Below are 15,421 nucleotides of genomic sequence, written 5' to 3'. Positions count from 1 at the left end.
TTGCAGGTGCCAAGTAGGCAAGACGAGGTGCTCGCGAGTTCTGGTATCAGCCATGAGAGCAATGTCCGTCAACGTCGTGGAACCAGCACAGGTTTCGCGCTGACCCGTCGGCCGACACGCGCGGCGGATGCCGGTCCGGAGCTGTGCGAGGCAGTCCGAATCCGCTAGCGCCCGTGATCGCGGACGGTGATCATCGTCTGGTGGGGAAGAACTCGGATACGGCCCGGATGCGTCGCGTGCCGGAATTGACCGCAGCGGCAGGTGACTTGGTTCTTCGACCTTGGTCGATGTCGTCTGCTGATCTCGACCTGGTTCGGGAAGCATCGGACGACGACACGATCCCGTTGATCACCACTGTGCCGTCGATCTACACCGCGGAAGCGGCGAAGGAGTTCGTCGAGCGGCAGTGGGAACGATCCGTGAGCGGAAGCGGGTACCCCTTCGTGATCGCGCGAGCGACGGACGGTAAGCCGCTCGGCAGTATCGGAGTCTGGACCAAGGATCTCGGAGAGGGCCGGGCATCGGTCGGGTACTGGCTGGTGCGGTCCGCTCGTGGGCAGGGGGTGGCCGCACACGCGCTGCGGGCGGTCGCGGACTGGGCGTTCGAGCAACTGGCCGTTGCCCGGCTGCAGCTCCACGTGGAACCGTGGAACACCGCCTCCATCCGGACTGCCGATCGGGCGGGATTCCGGCGTGAGGGGCTGCTGCGCGGGTGGCAGCAAGTCGGCGAAAGTCGTCGCGACATGTTCATGTACGCGCGGCTCTCCCCGAGCCGCCCGTCGGCGAGACCGCGGTCGCTGACCGGCCCCACGGCTCGTGTTGCTGAGGAAGGCGATGTCGACGGGATCGTCCAACTGCGCGTGGCGGTGGCGGCGGAGGGCAAATGGATCGGGGCCGAAGCGCCGTTAGACGTGGAAGACGCCGCACGGCAGATCCGAGCGCATCTCGGCGACGAGAAGCGCGGTGTCTTCGTAACGGAGATCGACGGAGGCATCGTGGGCACGGCGACGGTCTACTTCGGCACACCTGGCGTCACCACCTTCGGCATGATGGTCGCGGCGGACCGGCGGGGACGTGGCATCGGGCCTGTGCTGCTGGAGCAAGTCATCAGTTGGTCTCGCGATCAGGGTGCCCACAAGGTGAGTCTGCAAGTATGGCCGCACAATCGGCACGCGATGACGCTCTACGACCGAGCCGGTTTCGAGGTCGAGGGCGTCCTGCGCGGGCATTACCGACGCCGCAGCGGCGAGCTGTGGGACGCGGTGCTCATGGGTCTCGCACTCGACGGTGCGGGCTGACGAGCACCCGCCGGAGAGTATTTCACGGAAAAGTAGGGTTTTTATTGATGCGATTGCGTCAAAATAATTGAATGCCAACGTTTCAGACTGTGCATCCCGAATTGCGTGAGATCTTCTCTGGTTCACGACGCGTGCAACGCGCGAGTGGCGGCACGCGAATTATCCACCGGCAGAACGAATAACGTTCCGAGCCTCGTCTTAAGGGACACAAGACTTCGCATGTCTGTTAATCGGCCGCAAAGTCGCGGCTCCCTCGTGGACGGAAAGTCCGTATCGCGGAGGTGTAACGGCACCTACAGCCGCGCCACGCAAACAACGAAATGCCTTTGCTGGTAGACGATTCCGCTGTCGGCCGACCCACACGCGTTGACATCGACGGTGTTCTGCTTGATGTCGATCACCCGGACCGCGCCCGGGGTGTGGGCGGCGCAGTCGAGGCGCTTCGGGCTGCCGGGAGTCAGTTCCATGCAGCCGCCGACGACCCAGTCGATATCCAGGCACAGCGCGGCCTGCGTCGCCCCGTGCAGGGTTTCGTTGTAGGTGTGGTCGGCATCGGTGGGACAGCTGGCGTTCGCCGGTGCCTTCTCGACGACCTTGTAGACGGAGTTCGGGCTCCCACAAGCGGTTTTGTCGATCGCGCCCGCGCCGCCGAGCTGGACGCAGTCGCCGATGTTCACCTGCATGCTGGTGGCGCTCTTATTCGACGCGCCGCGCATCGCCGATGTGGTCGGCAGCGCCTCCGTGGTGGTCGGCAGCGGCTCTTCGGTGGTCGTCGGGGGCGCGGCCGTGGTTGCGGCGCTATTGGTCTGAGCGGCGGCCTTGGCCGGCTCGTCGGCGGGGCCGGACATCGATAGCGCGGCGACGACCACGATGGTGGCCGCCAGTCCGGTCCCGACCATGAAGGCGGCCAGGGTGATACCGGCGCGGACACGTTGGCGCGACACGTACGTCCTCCAAGAGCTGTGAACCCTTCGAACCCACCTAGCGACCCGAAGTTGTGAATCTTGCGGATTGAAGACCACGCCATGCTTACACTACGCGGCACGTCCGCGTCGAGTTTTCCTTCCCACGGGTAGCGATCGCGCTGGGAATTAACCTTCGGGTCGGTATCCGGGCCGGGAGTGATCACGATCGGATAACGAACTTCGCGATCAGGTGTGCCGGTCGCCAAGTCTGGAAACTAGTCACGGGCGCTGTACAGTCACACGCCATCCGGCCTCCGGAGCCGGTGCCTCGGTGAGAAGGAATTCCAGAATGAAGTTCGGCACTATTGCCGCCATTACGCTCGGCGCGGTTGCCGCAGTGGGCATCACAGCGGGGGCCGCGAACGCGAAACCCGTAGAACCGGAGCGTGAGATCACGACAACCGGTGTAGAGCAGGGGGTCGACTACCACACCACGGTCTCGCGCGAGACCGGAGCCATCTCGACCGCCGTCGAGCACGGCACCTTCGCGGTGGCCGACGACGGCACCAAGATCAAGCTGACTTCCGATACCGGAGCTGTGGTGGCCGAAGTGCCGCTGACCTACCAGGTTTCCGGCAGCAAGCTGTCGGTCGCGCACGAAATCAGTGACAGCGGACGGCGTCTGGCGCTCACCCCGGTGGCAGGCGCCAAGGAGATCGGCGAAATGCAGCCGATCAGCTCGATGAACCGTCTCATCGCCGAGCTGAACCAGAACGTGGTCGGCGTGGTCGGCGGCGCGCTGATCGGCGGGCTGCTCGGGGCCCTGATCGGCCTGGGCTTCTTCAGCATCATCACCGGCCCGATCGGCCTGGTCGTCGGCGCGATCGCGGGCGGAGCCATTCAGGGTGGGCAGCCGTTCACCGACGCGCTGATGGCGGTCGTCAACGGCGAACCCTGATCGATGCCGCGGATCGGGTGCGGCAGGCGCACCGCAGCGCGCCTGCCGCACCCGGACCGGGTTGTCGATCGTCGTGGCGTCCGTCGAGGGTGGAGGTTCGGCCCCCGCCGGGACGGCGCCACGGCAGAGCGATGAAATCGCGCGAACGCCGGATACCGCTGGACGCGTGCTATCGCGCGGGTACTGCGAAGATCAACGCTCGGCGGAACCGGACTCGCCGTCACGGTGCTGACGAGATAGTCGCCAGAGGAACTCCGGGTCGTCGTCGGGTCCGATGACGCGCTTGCGCCGTGGTGAACGCGATTGCGGGGCAGTGGGTCCAGTCCGCTCGGGGCCGAACGCCTTCCAGCACAACACCGCTATTGCCACCACCGCGATGAGTGCCAATAGGTACGTCACGTCGCTCACCTCCTGATTACGAGGGTAGCCGCGTACGTGACTCCAGCACACCGCAGACGCGAAAATGGTCTGCGGGCGAGCGCGGACCCGAGCACGACGGGCCCGCGCGCCCTGCGATCAGCGTGCGGTCGCCTCGGTGGTCAGCGACTTGAGCAGCTGGAGTACTTCCGATTCGCGGAACCGGCGATGTCCGCCCGGTGTGCGCAGCGACCCGAGGCGCCCGGCGTGGGCCCAGCGCGTCACGGTCTTGGGGTCGACGTGGAACAGGGCAGCAACCTGGCCCGGAGTCAGCAGGGTGTCCTGGCCGCCGACGGTGATCGCAGTCATAGCAAACCTCTCCGTTCTCGACAGTTCCCTCATCAGATGGCGCCATCGTCGCACTGAAACCCCTAGGTACTCGAACCACCTACAGTTGGTAAAGGGGAGGTAATAGACAAAACGGATGCGCGCCCCACCCCCGGCTATTGGGCGTGCACCGGGGGCGGGCAACAGCTTCGCATAGGCTGAGGGATGTGCGTGACGCGAATCCACCAAAAGGTGCTTCCGGACAGCAAACGGCTGGCGCAGGTCGTCGTCTGGCCCGCAATCTGACCCTTTACACCGTCGCCAGGTTGGGTCTCGTGGTAGTGCTCGCCGCGCTGATCGTGCTGGCCGCGCGGCTGGTGTCGGTGGACATCCCCATCGTGGTCGCGGCCTTGTTCGCGCTCATCATCGCGATGCCGCTGTCGCTGGTGCTGTTCAAGCGGCTGCGGGCCGAGGTGAACGAGGACATCGCCCTGGTCGACGAGCGCAGGCGCCGCGACAAGGCCGAGCTACGGGCGCGGTTGCGCGGCGACGAGCCGCCCGCCGCGCCGGAGTCGGGGAAGTCTTCGTGAAGTCCTGCGATCACACCGCGCCGCGCGATTGGGTCGACAACGCGGTGCGGTTGATCGACGCCGACACCCAGCGCAGCGCGGACACCCATCTGCTGCGCTACCCGCTGCCCGCCGAGTGGAACATCCAGCTCTACCTCAAGGACGAGTCCACCCACATCACCGGCAGCCTCAAGCACCGCCTGGCTCGCTCGCTGTTCCTGTACGCGATCTGCAACGGCTGGGTCACCGAGGGGACGACCGTGGTCGAGGCGTCCTCGGGTTCGACGGCGGTCAGCGAGGCCTATTTCGCGAAACTGCTCGGCTTGGACTTCGTCGCGGTGATGCCGGCGAGCACCTCTCCGCAGAAGATCGCGCTGATCGAGGCCCAAGGCGGTCGATGTCATTTCGTGCGGCGCCCGCCGGACATGTACACCGAGGCGGCGCGGCTGGCGGCCGAATGCGGCGGTCACTACATGGACCAGTTCACCCACGCCGAGCGCGCGACCGACTGGCGCGGCAACAACAACATCGCCGAGTCGATCTTCCAGCAGATGGCGTTGGAGACCAATCCGGTGCCGGAATGGATCGTGGTCGGCGCGGGCACGGGCGGCACCAGCGCCACGATCGGCCGCTACATCCGGTACCGCAGGCATGCGACCAAGCTGGCCGTGGTGGATCCGGAGAACTCCGCCTTCTACGGCGGTTACGAGACGGGAGACGCGGGTTACCAGACCGGCATGCCCTCCCGGATCGAAGGCATCGGCCGCCCGCGCGTGGAGCCCTCGTTCGTCGGGCAGATCGTGGACCGCATGTTCGAGGTGCCCGACGCGGCGTCCATCGCGGCGGCGCGGTTCGCGAGCGCGCGGCTCGGCCGCCGGGTCGGCGGCTCCACCGGCACCAACCTGTGGGGAGTTTTCGCCTTGATCGCCGAGATGCTGTCCGAAGGGCGCGGCGGCAGTGTCGTCACGCTGCTGTGTGACGGTGGGGATCGCTACGCCGGAACGTATTTCGACGACGCGTGGGTGGCGTCGCAGGGGCTGGAGCTCGCGGAGCCCGCCGCTGTCCTGGAGAAGTTCGTGGCGACCGGAATCTGGGACGCCTGATCGGTTCGTACCCCGGCCAGGGGATTTGTTCGCCGGAGGCTGAACGGGGCTCAATCGCGCCCGCAGTTGTCAATTTTTGTTGACATCATGCGCGTGTGTCAATAAAAATTGACGTCATGACGGAAGCAGCCACACTCGCGGCGGCCGCGGGCAGTCCCGATCCGAAGGTCGGGCTGCGCGCGGTGCTCGCGCTACGCAGGCTGCTCGAACGTCTCGAGGCGATCCAGGTGGCCAATGCCCGTGCTCAGGGCTGGTCGTGGCAGGCGATCGCGGAGGCGCTCGAGGTGAGCAGGCAGGCAGTCCACCAGAAGTACAACCGGAAAGGCAGGATCCGCTGATGTTCGAGCGGTTCAGCAGGTCTGCGCGCACGGCGATCGTCGTCGCCCAGGAGGACGCGCGCGAACTCCACGCGTCGAATATCGAGGTGGAGCACGTATTGCTCGGCCTGCTCGCACATGCCGAGCCGGAGTTGACCGCGTTGCTCGCGGAAGCGGGACTCACTCGCGATGGTGTGCGCCGCGCGCTGGCCGAGCAGGGCAGCGGGATACCGCTCGGCCCCGAGGACGCCGAAGCCTTGAAATCCATCGGCATCGATCTGGATGCCGTCCGGGAGTCGCTGGAAACGCATTTCGGCGAGGACGCGCTCGACCGCGCCGCGCCGGACCCGCGCCGTGGGCCGTTCCCGTGGAGCCGCGGTGGGTACTACGGGCACATTCCGTTCACGAAGGAAGCGAAGAAGGTGCTCGAGCTCTCCCTGCGTGAGGCGCTCGGTCGCAAGGACAAGACCATCGAGTCGGGGCACATGCTGCTCGGCATCCTGCGCGCCCCGAACGAGACGACGGTGCGCCTGTTCGGCGGTTCCGCCGCGATCGGTGAATTGCGGCCCAAGGTGCACGCCCTGCTCGACCGCGCGGCTTGAGCAGGCGGACATGCGCTGCGGGAGTTCGTGTTTTCCAGCGGCGCGTGTCCGCCTCCGACGCCTAGCATTGGGCCATGCAGCTCGTGATTCGGTTGATCATCAACGCGGTGGCCATCTGGCTGGCCGCCGTCTGGGTCGACAAGATCGACATTCTCGCTCCGGAAGGCGGCAACGGCGCCAAGATCGGTGTGGTCCTCGCGGTGGCCGCGGTGTTCACGGCGGTGAACGCCCTGGTCAAGCCGATCGTGAAATTGCTGTCACTACCGCTGGTGATCGTGACGCTCGGCCTGTTCCTGCTTCTGATCAACGCGCTGATGCTGTGGTTGACGGCCGAGATCACCGGGGCGTTCAGCCATTACGGCCTTCGGGTCGACGGCTTCTGGGCCGCGGTGTTCGGCGGCATCATCGTCTCGCTCGTGAACTGGGTGCTCGGCATCCTCGTTCCGGACGAGGATTAGTCCGCGGCGGCGCGAACGCACGACGCTCGGTCTCCCATCGCACCATCGGGTTCACCTGGCCGGCGCGCCCCGCGAGCGTCAGGCCCGGTGGCGCGCTAACCCAGCCCGACCGCCAGCGCGGTGACCGCCGACCAGACCAGCAACGCCAGGCCGGAATCCCGCAGCGCGGGAATCAGTTCCAGGCCGCCCTTGCCGCCGCGCACCGGTGCGTTGGCGCGGACGGCGAGCGGTATCGCGAGCAGCCCGGCCAGTGCCCATGGCGTGCGGGCGACCAGCGCCAACGTCGCGAGAAACGGCACGGTGAGCAGGGCCAGATGCAGCGTGCGGGTGCGCGGATCGCCGAGTTTGACCGCGAGGGTCACTTTTCCGGAGCCCGTGTCGGTGGGGATGTCACGCAGGTTGTTCGCGACGAGCACGGCGCTGGAGAACGCGCCCACCGCGATCGCCAGCAGCGCACCGACCCAGTCGATCCGGCCCGCCTGCACGAACTGGGTGCCGAGCACGGCGACCAGGCCGAAGAAGACGAACACCGCCACTTCACCGAATCCGCTGTAGCCGTAGGGCTTCCTGCCGCCGGTGTAGTACCAGGCGCCGGCCAGGCAGGCCGCGCCGACGAGCAGCAGCCACCAAGCGCTGGTGAGCACCAGCACCAGGCCGAAGACGGCCCCGACGACCAAGCTGACGATCGCGGCGGTCTTCACCGCGGTGGGCGAGGCCAATTTCTGCCCGACCAGGCGCAGCGGGCCGACCCGAACGTCATCGGTGCCGCGGATGCCGTCGGAGTAGTCGTTGGCGAAGTTCACGCCGATGATCAGCGCCAGCGAAACGAACAGCGCGAGAATCGCTTTCCACCACACCGCACCGTCGATCGACGCGGCGGCGCCGGTCCCGGCGAGCACGGGGGCGATCGCGTTCGGCAGGGTACGGGGTCGCGCGCCCTCGATCCATTGCGCTGCAGTAGCCATGTTCGCAGCATAATGGGCAGAGTCGGACGCGGTCCGTCCTCAGCCCGCGCACGGCGATCAGGCCGTTTCGGCCATCGCCGCCTCCTGCATCCGCGCGAGTCCCTTCTCGAAATCCCGGCCGACGAACTTGTCCATCGGGATGAGCTTGCCGATGACGGCCATCAGGCCGGTCTGCCGGCCGGTCATCCGCCAGGTCACTTCGGTGCCGGTTTCGACCGGGTCCAGGATGAAGGTCACCATGTTGGTGGCCTTCATGGGCTTCATGAACTCCAGGCGCACGCCGATCTCGCGCTCGGCGCTGCCGACGATCTCCATGCTGCCCGCTCCCGCCTTGCGGTTGCCGCTCCAGGCGTAGCGCGCGCCCACCCCGGATTCCGCGCCGGAGTAACTGCGCTGGAGCTGCGGGTCGAGGTCCTCCCACGGCGACCACTCGACCCACTTGTGGAAATCGTTGATCAGCCCGTGCACGCGCGCGGGGTCGGCCGTGATCACGGCCGATCGGACCACCTCGAACTCAGCCATGGGGGTCACACTATGCGACCGACCGCTCGCAGTCGCGGCAAAGAATTCGTGTCGAGCTTCTCGGGCCTGCTCGCCTACGATGACCGCGGGATGTTTCCGGAGCACAGCGGCCCGCACGGCCACAGTCGAGCAGTGACGACGCCCGCAGGCGAATCGGTCGTGGTGGCCTTGCTGGGCGAGGTCGCGCTGCGCCGCGACGGCACGTTGACGCCGCTGCCCGGTGCGCGCTCCCGGCTGCTGCTCACCGCCCTGGCCCTGCGGCCGGGTCGCAGCCGCGGCGCGCAGGCCCTGATCGAGGACGTCTGGGGCGAACAGCCGCCGCGCTCGCCGATGAACGCGCTACACACCCAGGTTTCCCGGTTGCGTTCGGCGCTGCCGGAGGGCGCGCTGGAAATCGGCCCGGCGGGCTATCGGTTGACCCTCGGCGCCGATCAGGTCGACTTGTCGTCGGTGGGCGAGCGCCTGGCGCGGGCGCGCGGGCTGCGCGCGGCGGGCGACCTTCCGGGATGCCTGGCGGAAATCACCCGGGCGCGGGAGCTGTGGCGCGGGGATCCCGGCGCCGATCTGCCGCCGGGCGACCTCGCCGACGAGCTGCGCGCAGCGGCCGGGCGGCGTCTGGCCGAACTGGACGAACTCGAACTGGCCGCACGCGAGGACGGCGGCGACGTCGATGGAGCCTTGCGTCTCGCTCGGCGGCGGGCCGCCGCGGAACCGCTGGACGAGCCCGCGCAGCAGACCCTGATGCGCCTGCTGGCGGCGTCGGGACGGCCCAACGAGGCGGTGGAATCGTTCGCCGCTTTCCGCTCCCGGCTGGCCGAGGAACTCGGCACGGACCCGGGACCCGCGCTCACCGAGATGCATACGGCGATCCTGCGTGGGCAGCGGATAGGCCGCGTCGCGCCGCCGCGCTCGGGCAGCGCGGCGAGCGAAGACGGCGGTTCCCGAAGCGGGCTCGCGGCCGAGGCGACGCCATCGGCCGCTGACGTACAGACACCGCACCTCGCCGCGATCGGCCTGCGTGCCGCGCCGAACGCACTGCTCGGCCGGGCCGCCGATATCACCGCGCTGATCGAGCTACTCCGGGATGCCCGGGTGGTGACCGTGCTCGGTCCGGGCGGTGCGGGCAAGACCAGGGTCGCCAACGAGATCGGTTGGCAGGCGGCAGCCACCTGTCCGGTGGCGCTGGTCGAGCTGGCCTCGGTGCGCGCCGAAGGCGACGAAGCCAGGGTCGAGATCGAGGCGGCGATCGCCGCGGTACTCGGGCTCAGCGAGGTCACCTTCGACGCGGCCACGCTGCGTTCCGGACAGATCGTCGATCTGCGCGGGCGGCTGCACGACGCGGTGTCGGCGCGCGCCATGCTGCTGATCCTGGACAACTGCGAGCATCTGATCGACGCCGTCGCCATGGTGGTCGCCGATCTGGTCGGCGTCGCACCGCGGCTGACCGTGCTCACCACGAGCCGTTCGCCGCTGACCATCACCGCCGAGACGGTCTATCCTTTGCCGCCGCTGACCATCGATCCGGCGGGCTCGCCCGCCACCGAGCTGTTCGCCGCGCGCGCCAGGGCGGTGCGGCCCGGCGTCCGGCTGGAGCCGGACGTGGTTGCCCAGCTATGCCACACCCTCGATGGGCTGCCGCTGGCCATCGAGCTGGCCGCGGCCCGCGTGCGAGTGATGAGCGTCGAGGAGATCAACGAGCGGCTGGCCGACCGGTTCGCGCTGCTGCGCCACGGCGATCGCAGTTCGCCCGAACGGCATCGCACGCTGCACGCGGTGATCGACTGGAGCTGGAACCTGCTCGACACCGAACAGCAAGCAGCGTTGCGCCGGTTGTGCCGATTTCCCGCCGGTTTCACGCTGTCGGCGGCCGAGGCGGTCGCGGGCGGAGCCGACGTGGTCGATGTCGCCGCGGCCGTCGACGGCCTGGTCAACCAATCGCTGCTCACCGTGCTGGACGACGAAGTGCTCGGCACCCGCTACCGGATGTTGGAGACGGTGCGGGAATACGGTGAAGAGCAGCTGGCCGCCGCGGCGGGAGAGCCGGAATCGGTCGATACCCGGATGATGCGGTGGGCCAAGGACTACGCCGATGACGTGGCGAGCCGGTATATGACCGGCGATCAGTTCCACCTCGCGCTCTCCGTGTCGGCGGAGGTGGACAACTTGCTCGCCGCGCTGCGTTGCGCGATCGAAAGGCGGGACGCCGCGACGGCCTACACGGTGTTTCCGGTCGTCGCCACACTGTGGATCATCCGCGGATCGCACTTGGAAGTGATCGCCTGGGCCCAGCGGGTCATCGAATTGGAGCCGGCCGGCTTCGGCCCCGGAGGTCCGCGTCCGGATCTGGTGCTCGTCACCTACCAAATGACGTTCCTGCATCTCGCTTACACCAACGGCAGCGCCAGGGAGATCGCCGTGCTCCGCAAGCGGGTGCGCCGATTGCTTCGTCTTCCCGTCGAACTCACCGAGAACAGCCGATTCATCGCCAGAGTCATGCTCACGAGGGCCGACGGACGCGGCTTCAGCAGGCTGCTCGCCGAGGCGGCGCGTTCGGCCGATCCGGAGACCAGGGGTTCGGCGCTGTTGTTTCGAGCCAACATCCGGGAGAACCTCGGCGATGTGCGCGGCTCCACCATCGATGCGATCAAGGCGCTGGAGGTACTCGGGCGCGAGAACGTCTGGAGCGTGGCCATGGTGAGCAGGCACGTCGGACAGGTCTGTGGACAGATCGCCCGCTACGACGAGTCGGTGACCTATTACCGCCGCTCGCTCGAGGTGTTGCAGCGGCTCGGTGCCTACGAGGACACGGTGGAGATCCGTAGCCTCCTGGTGGCTTCACTGGTCGGAATCGGCGAACTGGAGCAGGCCCGGCGGGAACTCGACCTCGCGTTCGGCACGCCGGACTTGGACAACTCGTCCCTCGGACAGAACCGGCTGCTGTCCACCGTGATGCAGAGCTCGGCGGAGTTGGCGTTCGCGGAAGGGGACACCGCGGGCGGGTTCGCTCGCTACGAACGCGCGCTGGAACTGTTCGGCTGGCCGGACAACGCGCTCGGCCCCGGGCCCGGCGCCCTGATGCTGGCCGCGACGGCGCTCGCCGCGCAGGTGATACACGGCGCCGCCGACCCGGACGCGACTCTGCCCACGCAGCTCGCCGAGATGGCTGTGCCGACGATGACCCAGTACCGGGACCTGCCGCAGATCGGCGGCGTCGCCTGCGCGATCGGCTCGTACCTCATCGCCGTCGACCGCGAGGTCACGGTGGGGCTCGACTTGCTCATCCTGGCCCCGAACGTCATGTGCCGACAGGACTTTCCCTCGATGCGGTGGCAACGGCACTTGGACGCGGCGACCGCGAAGCTCGGTCCCGGCCCGGTCGCCGAAGCCCGCCGCCGCCTCGGCCACCTGCGCCGGAACAGGTCCGCGGATCGCATCATGAAATTGCTGCAAGGCCTGGTCGACGCTCACTGATCAGTCGACGCCGGTGATCTGGTTTGTGCGAGGAATCCAACCGTCGCGCGCGGCAGCACAGCGAAAAGCGGGCCGGGTGACGATGTCACCCGGCCCGCCGTGGTGCGGTGATCGGTCACGCCCGGCGCATGTACGCCTTGACCGTGAGCGGGGCGAAGATCGCGATGACGACCAGCGAGCCGATCAGCGACCAAGCCAGATCGCTGCCGAAGGCGGCGCCGTTCATCAACCCGCGGCACGTGTTCACCATGTAATACACCGGATTCACGTGATTGAGGCCCTGCATCCAGCCCGGCATCGTGCTCACCAGCGCGAAGGCGCCGGACATGAAAGTGAGCGGGAACATGATCATCATCGAGATGCCCTGCACGCCCGCCGCGCTCTTGCCGGTGACCCCGACCAGCGCCCAGATCCAGCTGATCGCGAACGAGCAGAAGACGATGACCAGAGCCGCCGCGACGACCCCGAGCACACCGCCCTCCGGGCGATAACCGATGGCGACGCCGACGACGATGGTGAGCACGGTGGCGAGGGCGTAGCGCACCATATCCGCCAGCAGAGCGCCGGCCAGCGCCGAGACACAGGCGATCGGCAGGGATTTGAACCGGTCGAAGACGCCCTTGTCCATGTCCTCGCGCAACTGGGTGCCGGTGACGACCGAGGTGAGCACCACGGTCTGCACCAGGATGCCGGGAATCAGGACCGGCAGGTAGTCCTGCACGCTGCCGCCGATGGCGCCGCCGAAGATGTAGGCGAACAGCGCGGTGAACAGGATCGGCTGGATCGTCACGTCGAACAGCTGCTCGGGCTTGTGCTTGATCTTCAGCAGGCCGCGGTAGGCCATGGTGAACGAGTTCGCCGCCGCTTGGACGAGCGGAACGTGGTTGCTCACGTCGGGGATCTTCGTCGGCGCCGTTCGGCGCGTCTCGGGCGCGGTGATGGTGGTCATGGTCGTGCTCCTTCTCTGCGTGCGCGGGATCCGGCGTGGTCACGCAGGCTGCCGCCTGCGGTCCGGACGCTCATGCCGCGCTTTTCGCGGAATCGTCGGTGGTGTCCTCGGCCGGGTGGCCGGTGATGGTGAGGAAGACCTCGTCCAGGCTCGGCTTGGTCACAGTGATCTCATCGATGCCGACCTCCCACTCGCGCAGTCGGATCAGCAGATCGGCGGTGACACCCGCGTCGGCCAGCGGCGCGGTGAGCCGCCCGGCCTCCGGGGTGATCTGCGCTTCGACGCCGAGGAAATCGCCGATGATGCGGCGCGCCTCGTCGAGCTGGCCGCGATCGACCAGCGTCAGATGCAGCGACGAACCGCCCACGGAGGCCTTCAGTTCGTCGGCCGTGCCGTCGGCGATCACCTTGCCGCGGTCGATCACCGCGATCCGGTCGGCCAGTTGGTCGGCCTCGTCGAGGTATTGGGTGGTGAGCAGCACCGTCGCGCCTTCGCGGACGAGGCGGCGGATGGTCTCCCACATCTGGGCGCGGGTGCGCGGGTCGAGCCCGGTGGTCGGTTCGTCGAGGAACAGCAGCGGCGGGGTCGCGATGAGACTGGCCGCCAGGTCGAGGCGGCGTCGCATACCGCCGGAGAAGTGCCGCAGCGGCTTGTTCGCCGCCTCGGTGAGGTCGAACTCCTCCAGCAGCTCGGCCGCCTTGCGCCGGGCGTCGACGCGACTCAGGCCGAGCAGTCGGGAGAAGACGATCAGGTTCTCGGTGGCGCTCAGGTCCTCATCGACCGAGGCGTACTGCCCCGTGACGCCGATGAGCGAGCGGACGGCCGTCGGCTCGGCGACCACGTCGTGGCCGAAGATGCGTCCGCTGCCGCCGTCCGGTCGCAACAGGGTCGCGAGCATGCGGATGGTCGTGGTCTTGCCTGCGCCGTTCGGTCCGAGCACGCCGTACACCGAGCCCTGCGGCACCGCCAGGCACACACCGTCGACGGCCCGCTGTTCCCCGAACACCTTGACCAGGCCGTCCGCCTCGACGGCGAGCGCTGAAGTGGGTGCGAAAGAAGTCATGTGGACAACTGTGGATGCCCAGACTTGCACGGCTCTTGCGCCGTGCTGTTATGGCCGCGACTTCGTCGCGGCGTGTTCGCGGCCCTCTTGTGGCTCGCGTCCGAGCGACCGCCGCTTGCTCCTTCGTCGCGGACGCGGCGGCCACTGCGGTGGCCAGCTGGTCGACGCCGGGGATTTCGCCGGTGTCGGCGCGCTGTTCGCCGACGGCGTCTTCGTCGGCAGTGGTACGACGATCAGGGGCCGCGAAGGCGTCGAGAAAATGCAACCCGTGGCGGCAGGCCGCTAAAGCGTGCGCTGCCCGGCGATCCGCTAGCGGGTCGACTCGGCCAAGAGGTATTCGCGCAGTTTGGCGCGATCGGGCTTGCCGGGGCCGCGGAGCGGGAATTCGTCGAGGACGGCTAGTTCGCGGGGGGCCGCGATGGAGTCCAGTTCGGCGGAGACGTATTCGCGCAGCTCGGGGAGGCTGGGGGTGGCGCCTGGCGCGGGGATCACCGCGACCGCGACGCGCTGGCCGAGCCGTTCGTCGGGCAAGCCGAGGACGACCACCTCCCTGATGGCCGGGTGGTTGATCAGCACGGCCTCGACCACCTGCGGGATCACCAGCAGGCCGCCGGTCGTGATCGCCTCGTCCAGCCGCCCGGTGATGCTCAATACGCCGTTGTCGAAGGTGCCCGCGTCCTCGGTGCGGAACCAGCCCGGCTCGGCGAAGGCGGGATGGTCGGGCTGATTGCGGTAGCCGGAGGCGATCATCGCGCCGCCCAGCACCACCCGGCCCTCTTCGATACGGACCTTCGTGCCCTCCAGCGGCACGCCGTCGTACACGCAACCGCCGCAGGTCTCGCTCATGCCGTAGGTGCGCACCACGGTGATGCCCGCGGCTCGCGCGCGCTCGTAGACCGGCAGCGGAGTGGCCGCGCCGCCCACCAGCACACCGTCGAGCTGGGCCAGCGCGGTGGCGGCGACCGGCGACTCCAACGCTTTGATCAGCTGAGTCGGCACCAGGGCCGTGTAGCGCCGCTCACCGCGCATACCCGAGATGGCGCCCGCCAAGGCCTCGGGCAGGAATCCGCCGGACACGTCGAGCACGGTGGGTTCGGTCCCCGCCAGGATGCTGCGCAACAGCACCTGGATACCGGCGATGTGATGGGTCGGCAGGGCCAGCAACCAGGTGCCGGGGCCGCCGAGCCGGTCGTGGGTAGCGGTGCCGCTGGCGCGCAGGGCCGACGAGCTGAGCATCGCGCCCTTCGGTATGCCCGTGGTGCCAGAGGTGGTCACCACCAGAGCGATGTCTTCGTCGATCGGCTCGCCCGGCGACAAAGCGTCGCTCAGGCGCCTAGCCTCGCGCCGATCGCTGGTGGGAATGGGTAGCCAGGCAGCCCCGTTACCTTCCAGCGCCTCCCGTAGGTGGGGCATGACGTCGCCGAGACCGGACCCGGTCGGCATCGGCAAGGTACGCAGTTTCTTGGTCATGCCATGCCTCGCCGCTTGCCCGGCTCGGTGGTGCCCAGAGCCGCTGTGCCCATGGCTCGCTCGCTGCACTCCCTCACGGTAGGGATC

General features: G+C 68.1%; 17 protein-coding genes. 9 read left to right on the top strand and 8 right to left on the bottom strand.

From position 1 onward, the window contains the following. Window positions 1-227 precede the first annotated feature (227 nt). Window positions 228-1,298 (top strand): GNAT family N-acetyltransferase, encoded by a 1,071-nt coding sequence (locus ACWEO7_RS03030; protein ID WP_452420632.1) that lies wholly within the window; start codon window positions 228-230, stop codon window positions 1,296-1,298. Between the two features lie 293 nt (window positions 1,299-1,591). Here ACWEO7_RS03030 and lppU read toward each other — a convergent pair whose 3' ends face one another. Further along, on the bottom strand, window positions 1,592-2,242 hold the full coding sequence (gene lppU / locus ACWEO7_RS03025; RefSeq protein WP_450017679.1) for an LppU family putative lipoprotein: 651 nt from the start codon (window positions 2,240-2,242) through the stop codon (window positions 1,592-1,594). Window positions 2,243-2,552: 310 nt separating this feature from the next. Between lppU and ACWEO7_RS03020 the strand changes: the two genes are divergently transcribed. After that, window positions 2,553-3,161 carry a hypothetical protein gene (locus ACWEO7_RS03020; protein WP_450017681.1) on the top strand — a complete coding sequence of 203 codons (609 nt, stop codon included), beginning with the start codon at window positions 2,553-2,555 and terminating at the stop codon, window positions 3,159-3,161. Between the two features lie 192 nt (window positions 3,162-3,353). On the opposite strand, the gene ACWEO7_RS03015 is transcribed toward ACWEO7_RS03020, so the two are convergent. After that, the gene (locus ACWEO7_RS03015) at window positions 3,354-3,560 is read right to left on the bottom strand and encodes a hypothetical protein (RefSeq protein WP_355071985.1); all 207 of its coding nucleotides are present in this window, start codon (window positions 3,558-3,560) and stop codon (window positions 3,354-3,356) included. 117 nt (window positions 3,561-3,677) lie between these two features. Next, the gene (locus ACWEO7_RS03010; RefSeq protein WP_040783886.1) at window positions 3,678-3,887 is read right to left on the bottom strand and encodes a BldC family transcriptional regulator; all 210 of its coding nucleotides are present in this window, start codon (window positions 3,885-3,887) and stop codon (window positions 3,678-3,680) included. Between the two features lie 185 nt (window positions 3,888-4,072). Between ACWEO7_RS03010 and ACWEO7_RS03005 the strand changes: the two genes are divergently transcribed. The 5 genes from ACWEO7_RS03005 to ACWEO7_RS02985 all read left to right on the top strand — a co-directional run bounded on the left by ACWEO7_RS03005 (window position 4,073) and on the right by ACWEO7_RS02985 (window position 6,894). Continuing rightward, entirely contained in the window at window positions 4,073-4,435 is a 363-nt protein-coding gene (locus ACWEO7_RS03005; protein WP_452420306.1) for a DUF4229 domain-containing protein, read from the top strand. After that, window positions 4,432-5,517: an L-cysteine desulfhydrase Cds1 gene (locus ACWEO7_RS03000; protein ID WP_450017685.1), complete on the top strand. Its 1,086-nt coding sequence runs from the start codon at window positions 4,432-4,434 to the stop codon at window positions 5,515-5,517. The genes ACWEO7_RS03005 and ACWEO7_RS03000 overlap by 4 nt, the downstream gene beginning before the upstream one ends. Window positions 5,518-5,633: 116 nt before the next feature. Further along, on the top strand, window positions 5,634-5,855 hold the full coding sequence (locus ACWEO7_RS02995) for a helix-turn-helix domain-containing protein (RefSeq protein WP_452420304.1): 222 nt from the start codon (window positions 5,634-5,636) through the stop codon (window positions 5,853-5,855). Beyond that, window positions 5,855-6,436, top strand: a complete 582-nt coding sequence (locus ACWEO7_RS02990; RefSeq protein ID WP_450017688.1) for a Clp protease N-terminal domain-containing protein — start codon at window positions 5,855-5,857, stop codon at window positions 6,434-6,436. The genes ACWEO7_RS02995 and ACWEO7_RS02990 overlap by 1 nt, the downstream gene beginning before the upstream one ends. A 74-nt stretch (window positions 6,437-6,510) precedes the next feature. After that, window positions 6,511-6,894: a phage holin family protein gene (locus tag ACWEO7_RS02985; protein WP_450017690.1), complete on the top strand. Its 384-nt coding sequence runs from the start codon at window positions 6,511-6,513 to the stop codon at window positions 6,892-6,894. Window positions 6,895-6,989: 95 nt separating this feature from the next. On the opposite strand, the gene ACWEO7_RS02980 is transcribed toward ACWEO7_RS02985, so the two are convergent. Together ACWEO7_RS02980 and ACWEO7_RS02975 are read right to left on the bottom strand one after the other, a co-directional pair. After that, window positions 6,990-7,859, bottom strand: coding sequence for a 1,4-dihydroxy-2-naphthoate polyprenyltransferase (locus tag ACWEO7_RS02980; RefSeq protein ID WP_450017692.1), 870 nt, complete (start codon window positions 7,857-7,859; stop codon window positions 6,990-6,992). A gap of 57 nt (window positions 7,860-7,916) precedes the next feature. Next, complete coding sequence (locus ACWEO7_RS02975) at window positions 7,917-8,381, bottom strand: SRPBCC family protein (RefSeq protein WP_450017694.1); 465 nt, start codon at window positions 8,379-8,381, stop codon at window positions 7,917-7,919. Between the two features lie 132 nt (window positions 8,382-8,513). On the opposite strand from ACWEO7_RS02975, the gene ACWEO7_RS02970 reads away from it, so the two are divergent. After that, a complete protein-coding gene (locus ACWEO7_RS02970; protein ID WP_452420302.1) occupies window positions 8,514-11,852 on the top strand; it encodes an AfsR/SARP family transcriptional regulator in 3,339 nt (1,112 codons plus the stop codon). 115 nt (window positions 11,853-11,967) lie between these two features. Here the strand turns inward: ACWEO7_RS02970 and ACWEO7_RS02965 are convergent, their stop codons facing one another. Both ACWEO7_RS02965 and ACWEO7_RS02960 read right to left on the bottom strand, forming a co-directional pair. After that, entirely contained in the window at window positions 11,968-12,801 is an 834-nt protein-coding gene (locus ACWEO7_RS02965) for an ABC transporter permease (protein ID WP_452420300.1), read from the bottom strand. 70 nt (window positions 12,802-12,871) lie between these two features. Then, the gene (locus tag ACWEO7_RS02960; protein ID WP_452420299.1) at window positions 12,872-13,864 is read right to left on the bottom strand and encodes an ATP-binding cassette domain-containing protein; all 993 of its coding nucleotides are present in this window, start codon (window positions 13,862-13,864) and stop codon (window positions 12,872-12,874) included. 115 nt (window positions 13,865-13,979) lie between these two features. Here ACWEO7_RS02960 and ACWEO7_RS02955 point away from each other — a divergent pair, with 115 nt between their 5' ends. Continuing rightward, window positions 13,980-14,150 carry a hypothetical protein gene (locus tag ACWEO7_RS02955; RefSeq protein ID WP_452420297.1) on the top strand — a complete coding sequence of 57 codons (171 nt, stop codon included), beginning with the start codon at window positions 13,980-13,982 and terminating at the stop codon, window positions 14,148-14,150. Window positions 14,151-14,173: 23 nt separating this feature from the next. Here the strand turns inward: ACWEO7_RS02955 and menE are convergent, their stop codons facing one another. Continuing rightward, entirely contained in the window at window positions 14,174-15,334 is a 1,161-nt protein-coding gene (menE, locus tag ACWEO7_RS02950; RefSeq protein WP_452420295.1) for an o-succinylbenzoate--CoA ligase, read from the bottom strand. Window positions 15,335-15,421 lie beyond the last annotated feature (87 nt).

The sequence above is a fragment of the Nocardia sp. NPDC004260 genome, from assembly GCF_053603155.1.
Note: the sequence above shows the minus strand (reverse complement) of the source record. Positions and strands in the feature narration are given on the sequence as shown.

Excerpts from the sequence above, each read along its gene's own strand:
- ACWEO7_RS03030 (WP_452420632.1), top strand. The coding sequence starts at position 228 with ATGCGTCGCGTGCCGGAATTGACCGCAGCGGCAGGTGACTTGGTTCTT.
- ACWEO7_RS03020 (WP_450017681.1), top strand. The coding sequence starts at position 2,553 with ATGAAGTTCGGCACTATTGCCGCCATTACGCTCGGCGCGGTTGCCGCA.
- ACWEO7_RS03010 (WP_040783886.1), bottom strand. The coding sequence starts at position 3,887 with ATGACTGCGATCACCGTCGGCGGCCAGGACACCCTGCTGACTCCGGGC.
- ACWEO7_RS02995 (WP_452420304.1), top strand. The coding sequence starts at position 5,634 with ATGACGGAAGCAGCCACACTCGCGGCGGCCGCGGGCAGTCCCGATCCG.
- ACWEO7_RS02990 (WP_450017688.1), top strand. The coding sequence starts at position 5,855 with ATGTTCGAGCGGTTCAGCAGGTCTGCGCGCACGGCGATCGTCGTCGCC.
- ACWEO7_RS02985 (WP_450017690.1), top strand. The coding sequence starts at position 6,511 with ATGCAGCTCGTGATTCGGTTGATCATCAACGCGGTGGCCATCTGGCTG.
- ACWEO7_RS02980 (WP_450017692.1), bottom strand. The coding sequence starts at position 7,859 with ATGGCTACTGCAGCGCAATGGATCGAGGGCGCGCGACCCCGTACCCTG.
- ACWEO7_RS02975 (WP_450017694.1), bottom strand. The coding sequence starts at position 8,381 with ATGGCTGAGTTCGAGGTGGTCCGATCGGCCGTGATCACGGCCGACCCC.
- ACWEO7_RS02965 (WP_452420300.1), bottom strand. The coding sequence starts at position 12,801 with ATGACCACCATCACCGCGCCCGAGACGCGCCGAACGGCGCCGACGAAG.
- ACWEO7_RS02960 (WP_452420299.1), bottom strand. The coding sequence starts at position 13,864 with ATGACTTCTTTCGCACCCACTTCAGCGCTCGCCGTCGAGGCGGACGGC.
- menE (WP_452420295.1), bottom strand. The coding sequence starts at position 15,334 with ATGACCAAGAAACTGCGTACCTTGCCGATGCCGACCGGGTCCGGTCTC.